This window comes from Bradyrhizobium pachyrhizi (genome assembly GCF_001189245.1).
Lineage (GTDB): Bacteria > Pseudomonadota > Alphaproteobacteria > Rhizobiales > Xanthobacteraceae > Bradyrhizobium > Bradyrhizobium pachyrhizi.
Genome location: NZ_LFIQ01000035.1, coordinates 28323 through 34465 on the forward strand (window position 1 = coordinate 28323; position 6143 = coordinate 34465).

Here is a 6143-nt window from a genome sequence, read left to right on the forward strand (position 1 = left end):
CCCGAGCATGGCCCCCGCGAGCAGCAAGCTGCGCGGTGCGAACGAGTGTTTTTTCATGAAGATCTCCCCTGGGTGGAAGCCGTTGTTAATTGCGCCATTGACGTCGCCCGGCGCCGTTCGGCTTTCCGTTCATAGTCTTGTGAATTTGTCCGGACAATTGCAATCGGAAGCATGCTGGCATCGGCCAACGCATGGTTGTGGCCGCGCTGCGGGCCAGCGCGCGTCAGTGCCTTGTCATCGAGCGGTCCGGGCGATCGAGAATCGCCTCCGTGAATGGAAACTCCAGCACGACCTCGCCCTCGTCGTCGGTCACCTCGATCACGGCGCTGAGCAGCGCGCCGTCGGCGCCCTCGGTCTTGAGCAATTCGCGAATCATCGCACGCGCCATTTCCCACGCACGATCCGGATCCCGCAGGATTTCGCCGTCGGGATCGGAGATCAGCTCGTCGCCGATACGGGTGTTGAAGAAATAGCGTGGCATCGGCTGAACTCGGCTCGGTTAGTCGCCTCCCGTCACCGGGAAGCACAGGATCGTCACCAGGACCTTCGGAGGACCGCGGGGCCCCTGCTTACTTAAGCCAACATCACCATTCACCGTGTGGCGAACAACAGGAAAAAGGTCTGATGCCACGGGCTTTTGACGGGAAACGCGCGCACAAATTTGTGAGTGGGCGGGATTTTCTTGCCGCAGTGCAGCATGCCCCTTCGAGGCGGCACCTTACAGAAAATTTAACTGGCGAACTTTTCCAACCACAGTAATTTAGCCTGCAGGGCGGAAAGTTCGTCCGGTTGCAACAAGGAGAGCCAAATGGCCTGGAAAGCACCGAAGATCGTCGAAGTGTCGGTCGGCATGGAAATCAACATGTATATGTGCGCAACCCGCAAGTAAGCGGCAGCGCCCTCTACACGTTTAGCGTTTTAGCGCAGGTGGACATCCGGGCGTAACGCGCTCCCGAACAAGGGAGTGTGTTTCAAATCCGGGGTCCACCTCGTAACGTTTCTGGGTCCAACAAACTTCTCCAGGCCAAGCTTCTCCAGGGGACGGATCATGCTTCGTGTCGTCGTCCTGGGTGCCGCAGCGGGTGGCGGCGTTCCGCAGTGGAACTGTGGCTGTGCCGTCTGCAGGACGGCGCGAAGCAACCATCCCGAACTGCAGAGCACGCAAGCCTCGATCGCCGTCAGCGGCGATGGCGTGCACTGGTTCCTGGTCAATGCCTCCCCGGATCTGCGCCAGCAGCTGATTGCCACGTCGCAGCTGCATCCGAGGCCTGGCGCACTGCGCCATAGTCCGATCGCGGGCGTCATCCTCACCAATGGCGAGATCGACGCGGTCGCAGGGCTGCTGTCGATGCGTGAGGGATCGCCGTTCACGATCTACGCGCATGAGCGGGTGCTTGCGATCCTGCGCTCGAACAGCATCTTCAACGTGCTCAGTGACAAGAACGTCGACCGTCGGCCGATCGCGGTCGACCAGGCCTTCGAACCGGCCCTGCCCGACGGATCGCCGTCCGGGCTCGAGGTGCTGCCGTTTGAGGTTCCCGGCAAGGGCGCATGGTATCTCGAGGGCAAGGCGCATCCGGCGGGCGCCGACGGCGTCGGCGATACGCTCGGCCTGCGTATTGCGGACAGGCGCAGCGGCAAATATTTCTATTTCCTGGCCGCCTGCGCACGGGTGACTGACGACCTGAAATCCCGGCTCAGGGGCGCCCCGCTGGTGTTTTTCGACGGCACGGTGTGGCGCGACGACGAACTGATCGCGGCGGGCCTTGGCAACAAGACCGGCCAGGGCATGGGCCATATCGCGATGTCGGGCGATCAGGGTGCGATCGCCAGCCTCGCCGGGCTCGACATCGGACGAAAAGTGTTTTTGCATATCAACAACTCCAACCCGGCGCTGCTTGGGACCTCGGCCGAACGCAAGGCGGCCGAACAGGCGGGCTGGCAGATTCCCTCCGACGGAACGGAGATCGTGCTGTGAATGTCGTGCCTACCACCGGAATGACCGCGCTCTCGATCGGCAAGGGCATCACGCTCGACAGTGCCGAGGAGATGGAGGCGACGCTGCGCACGATCGGTGCCACGCGCTATCACAGCCTGCACCCGTTCCACCGCCTGCTGCACGGCGGCAAGCTCAACAAGGGCCAGGTCCAGGCCTGGGCGTTGAACCGCTATTACTACCAAAGCACGATCCCGCTGAAGGACGCGATGGTGATCTCGCGCTTCCGCGACCGCAACACAAGGATCGAATGGCGCCACCGTATCGAAGATCACGACGGCGATCTCGGCAATGAAGGCGGCATCGAGCGCTGGCTGAAGCTGACCGAAGGCCTCGGCCTCGACACTGCCTATGTGGAGTCCACCGAAGGCATTCTGCCGGCGACGCGCTTCGCCGTCGAAGCCTATGTGCATTTCTGCCGCGACCGCACCCCGCTGGAGGCGATCGCCTCCTCGCTCACCGAATTGTTCGCGCCGAACCTGCACGAGGAGCGCATTTCGGGGATGCTGAAGCACTACGACTTCGTCAACCCCGACATCATGAGCTATTTCAGCCGCCGCCTGACCCAGGCGCCGCGCGACGCCGGCTTTGCGCTTGATTATGTCAAGCAGCACGCCAGGACGCCGGCGGAGCGCGAAGCGGTCTGCAACGCGCTGATCTTCAAGACCAACGTGCTGTGGGTGCAACTCGACGCGCTGTATCATGCGTATGTCGACGGCCAGATTCCGCCCGGCGCCTTCGTGCCGAAGACAGGTTAGAGACACGATCATGGCCAGCCGCAACATCAATGTCAGCGAGACCAGCCGGCCGAAACTGCCGCGCCATACCAAGCTGAAATTCGACGAGACGCGGCAGGTCTGGGTTATCCTGGCGCCGGAGCGCGTGCTGGCGCCGGACGACATCGCGGTCGAGGTACTGCAGCTGTGTGACGGCGTGCGCAGTGTCGCCGAGATGGTGGACCAACTCGCGGAAAAATACGCCGCCCCACGCGAGGCGATCGCGACCGACGTGATCGCGATGCTGCAGGATCTGGCCGACAAGGGTTTTCTCACCGAAGCGCGCGAGAGCACAGCATGAGTGACACGCTCGCCGACAACAAGACGACGACAGCAGGCCCAACCGACGGGCTCGCGGTGCTCGAACAAACGCGCTCGGCAGCCGAGACCTACGGCATCCCGCTCGCGGTGCTCCTCGAGGTCACCCACCGCTGCCCGCTGCAATGCCCCTATTGCTCCAACCCGGTCGAGCTCGACCGCGGCTCGACCGAGCTCACGTCAGACGAATGGAAGAAGGTGCTGAGCGAGCTTGCCGAGCTCGGCGTGCTGCAGATCCATTTCTCCGGCGGCGAGCCGACCGCGCGCAAGGACATCGTCGAGCTGGTGCAGCACGCGACCGATGTCGGGCTCTATTCCAACCTGATCACTTCGGCCGTGCTGTTGACCAGGGACAAGCTTTCGGCGCTGGCCGACGCCGGCCTCAGCCATGTGCAGATCAGCTTCCAGGGCAATGAACCCGGCGTCGCCGACCGCGTGGCAGGGCTGAAGGATGCGCACAAAAAGAAGCTCGAGGTCGCGAAATGGACGCGCGAGCTCGAATTGCCGCTCACGGTGAATGCGGTGATGCACCGGCAGAACCTGCATCAGCTGACCGATATCATCCAGATGGCGGTCGACCTCGACGCCGACCGGCTCGAGGTCGCCAACGTGCAGTATTACGGCTGGGCGCTGAAGAACCGCGCCGCGCTGATGCCGACGATCGAGCAGATCGAGGAGACCAGCCGCATCGTCGAGGAAGCCCAGGTGCGCCTGAAGGGCACGCTCGCGATCGACTATGTGGTGCCGGATTACTACGCGCTGCGGCCGAAGAAATGTATGGGCGGCTGGGGCCGGCAGTTCTTCAACATCTCGCCGGCCGGCAAGGTGCTGCCGTGCCACGCCGCCGAGAGCATCACCGGTCTCGAATTCGAATCGGTGCGCTCGAATCATTCGATCGCCTGGATCTGGCAGAACTCCGAGGCCTTCAACCGCTATCGCGGCACCGGCTGGATGCCGGAGCCTTGCAAGAGTTGCGAATTCCGCGAGATCGATTACGGCGGCTGCCGCTGCCAGGCCTTTGCGCTGACCGGCGATGCCGGCAACACCGACCCGGCCTGCGCGCTGTCGCCGCGACACGAGGAGATCTTCAAGCAGGCCGAGCGGGAATCCGCCGGCACGCAGAACCGCTTCCTGTATCGCAACTTCGCCGGCGGCACGCTGGAGACGGACGACCCCCGGAACGAATCCCAGGACAAGCGCAATGGCGCCTGACGCCGACGTCGGCAAGGCCGCGAGGCGTGCCGATCCCTTTGCGCCGCTGACGTCGGAATGGCTCGACGTCGGCGATGGCCACGATCTCCATGTCGAGAGCGTCGGGCGCGAGGGCGGCATCCCCGCGGTCTATCTGCATGGCGGCCCCGGCAGCGGCTGCCAGCCCGATCATCGTCGGCTGTTCGATCCCGAGCGCTTTCACGCCGTGCTGTTCGACCAGCGCGGCTGCGGTCGCAGCCGGCCGAAGGGCGGCCGCGACAACAACACGACGCAGCACCTGATCGCGGACATGGAGAAGATCCGAGAGCGCTTCGGCTTCGCGCGCTGGATGGTGGTCGGCGGCTCCTGGGGCGCGACGCTGGCGCTGGCCTATGCGCAGGCCCATCCTGACAGGGTCAGCGGGCTGGTGCTGCGCGCGACGTTTCTCGGCACAGCCGAGGAGCTGGACGACGTTTTCCTGCGCGCCCTGCCGCGCTTCTATCCCGCCCTCCACGAGGACTTCCTCAACGTCCTGCCCGAGAGCGAGCGCGCATCGCCGCTTGCGGCCTATTATCGCCGCATCCTCGATCCGGACGCCGCCGTGCACGCGCCGGCCGCGCGCGCCTGGCACGACACCGAACGCGCGTTGTCGGAGCACACGCCGAAGCAGACGCGGCTCGACCTCAAGGCCTCGGGCGCCCTGCCCTCGACGCCGTTCATGGAGGCGCATTACTTCGCCAACAATTGCTTCATGCGGCCGCGTCAATTGATGGACGAGGCCGGCAGGCTCGCCGGCATTCCCGGCATCCTGGTGCAGGGTCGTTACGATCTGTTGTGCCCGCCCGCGACATCGCACGCGCTCGCCGCGCGCTGGCCGGGCAGCGAGGTCCGCATCATCGATGGCGCGGGCCATATCCTTTACGATCCCGGCATCCGCAACGCCGTGATGAAGGCGATCGCGGATCTGGCGGCCAAGCGCTAAAGCATGATCCGGAAAAGTGCGAAGCGGTTTTCCGAAAAGATCATGCTCAAACAAAAGGCCAAAGCGCGATGACGATTCAACCTAATCTCATCGCGCTTTAGACCCGCCGCCGGAACACCCTCGACATCAAGAGCCGGTGAAGAACTCGACCGGCTCCCTTGCTTCCCTCAATGTTTGCACTTGCCGGGAGGACATGCCGGCGCTGCCCGTGGCGCGGCCGCGGGCCTTGGCGGCGCCGCCATCCGCGGTGGCGGCGCTGCGTGTTGCACCTGCATCGCCGGCCGTGGCGGCGGCGCGGCGCGCGGAGCCGGTGCCGGGGCCGGACGCGGCGGCAAAGCCGCAGCACGAGGTGGCGGGGCAACCGGCCGCGGCGGCGGAGCCGCAGCCCGGACTGGCGGAGCTACGGCATGGACCGGCGGAGCTGCCGCATGCGCCGGCGCGGGCCGCGAGACCGGCGCCGGCGACACTGCCGCGCGCGCGGGTGCCGGGCGCGCGGCCGGGGTCGGCCGTGTCGACATCGCGCGGTTCGCCGGCGACGGCGCCGTCGAGGGCTTCACGTTTGCGGTCGGAGCGGTCGCCGCATGCGGAAGCGGTCGCGCTCCTGGCTTGCCAGCGGCCGCGGGTGAGGCGGGCGCGTTTGTCGCCGGGGCGACACCGGGCTTGGCCGGAGGAGCAGGCTGCGCATTGGCAGGCGCCATGGCAGCCGCCGGCTTGCCCGGCACCACCGTATTCGGCTTTGTCCCCGGTTGCGCGGCGCCGGGTTGTGCGGCTCCCGGCGGCACAGCGCCATGCTGCATGGCATTGGCCGGTGCGGTTGCCGACTGCGGCAGCGGCGGTCCATTTTTCGCGCCCGGCAGGGTATGCGCACCCGGTGTGCCCG

General features: G+C 65.5%; 8 protein-coding genes. 6 read left to right on the forward strand and 2 right to left on the reverse strand.

The genetic code is table 11. The features are described from left to right. Positions 1 to 223: 223 nt before the first annotated feature. Positions 224 to 481 carry a DUF6894 family protein gene (locus AKL29_RS04200; protein WP_028332662.1) on the reverse strand — a complete coding sequence of 86 codons (258 nt, stop codon included), beginning with the start codon at positions 479 to 481 and terminating at the stop codon, positions 224 to 226. 327 nt (positions 482 to 808) lie between these two features. Here AKL29_RS04200 and pqqA point away from each other — a divergent pair, with 327 nt between their 5' ends. The 6 genes from pqqA (at position 809) to pip (ending at position 5263) form a co-directional block, all read left to right on the forward strand. After that, positions 809 to 889: a pyrroloquinoline quinone precursor peptide PqqA gene (gene pqqA, locus AKL29_RS04205; RefSeq protein ID WP_035635412.1), complete on the forward strand. Its 81-nt coding sequence runs from the start codon at positions 809 to 811 to the stop codon at positions 887 to 889. A gap of 159 nt (positions 890 to 1048) precedes the next feature. Beyond that, the gene (pqqB, locus tag AKL29_RS04210) at positions 1049 to 1978 is read left to right on the forward strand and encodes a pyrroloquinoline quinone biosynthesis protein PqqB (RefSeq protein WP_050383236.1); all 930 of its coding nucleotides are present in this window, start codon (positions 1049 to 1051) and stop codon (positions 1976 to 1978) included. A 20-nt stretch (positions 1979 to 1998) separates the two neighbouring features. Further along, on the forward strand, positions 1999 to 2754 hold the full coding sequence (gene pqqC, locus AKL29_RS04215; RefSeq protein ID WP_028342422.1) for a pyrroloquinoline-quinone synthase PqqC: 756 nt from the start codon (positions 1999 to 2001) through the stop codon (positions 2752 to 2754). A gap of 10 nt (positions 2755 to 2764) precedes the next feature. Beyond that, positions 2765 to 3073, forward strand: a complete 309-nt coding sequence (pqqD, locus tag AKL29_RS04220; protein WP_028332665.1) for a pyrroloquinoline quinone biosynthesis peptide chaperone PqqD — start codon at positions 2765 to 2767, stop codon at positions 3071 to 3073. Beyond that, a complete protein-coding gene (pqqE, locus tag AKL29_RS04225; protein ID WP_050383239.1) occupies positions 3070 to 4302 on the forward strand; it encodes a pyrroloquinoline quinone biosynthesis protein PqqE in 1233 nt (410 codons plus the stop codon). The genes pqqD and pqqE overlap by 4 nt, the downstream gene beginning before the upstream one ends. Then, positions 4292 to 5263 (forward strand): prolyl aminopeptidase, encoded by a 972-nt coding sequence (gene pip / locus AKL29_RS04230; protein ID WP_050383240.1) that lies wholly within the window; start codon positions 4292 to 4294, stop codon positions 5261 to 5263. Before pqqE ends, pip begins: the two co-directional genes overlap by 11 nt. Before the next feature lie 126 nt (positions 5264 to 5389). Here pip and AKL29_RS44395 read toward each other — a convergent pair. Beyond that, positions 5390 to 6143 (reverse strand): hypothetical protein (locus AKL29_RS44395; protein ID WP_430648850.1); only part of this gene is annotated, 754 nt, incomplete at its 5' end.

Bases quoted from the DNA above. Each gene is read 5' to 3' on its own strand.
- pqqE (WP_050383239.1), top strand. From the start codon at position 3,070: ATGAGTGACACGCTCGCCGACAACAAGACGACGACAGCAGGCCCAACC.
- AKL29_RS04200 (WP_028332662.1), bottom strand. From the start codon at position 481: ATGCCACGCTATTTCTTCAACACCCGTATCGGCGACGAGCTGATCTCC.
- pqqA (WP_035635412.1), top strand. From the start codon at position 809: ATGGCCTGGAAAGCACCGAAGATCGTCGAAGTGTCGGTCGGCATGGAA.
- pqqB (WP_050383236.1), top strand. From the start codon at position 1,049: ATGCTTCGTGTCGTCGTCCTGGGTGCCGCAGCGGGTGGCGGCGTTCCG.
- pqqD (WP_028332665.1), top strand. From the start codon at position 2,765: ATGGCCAGCCGCAACATCAATGTCAGCGAGACCAGCCGGCCGAAACTG.
- pip (WP_050383240.1), top strand. From the start codon at position 4,292: ATGGCGCCTGACGCCGACGTCGGCAAGGCCGCGAGGCGTGCCGATCCC.
- pqqC (WP_028342422.1), top strand. From the start codon at position 1,999: ATGACCGCGCTCTCGATCGGCAAGGGCATCACGCTCGACAGTGCCGAG.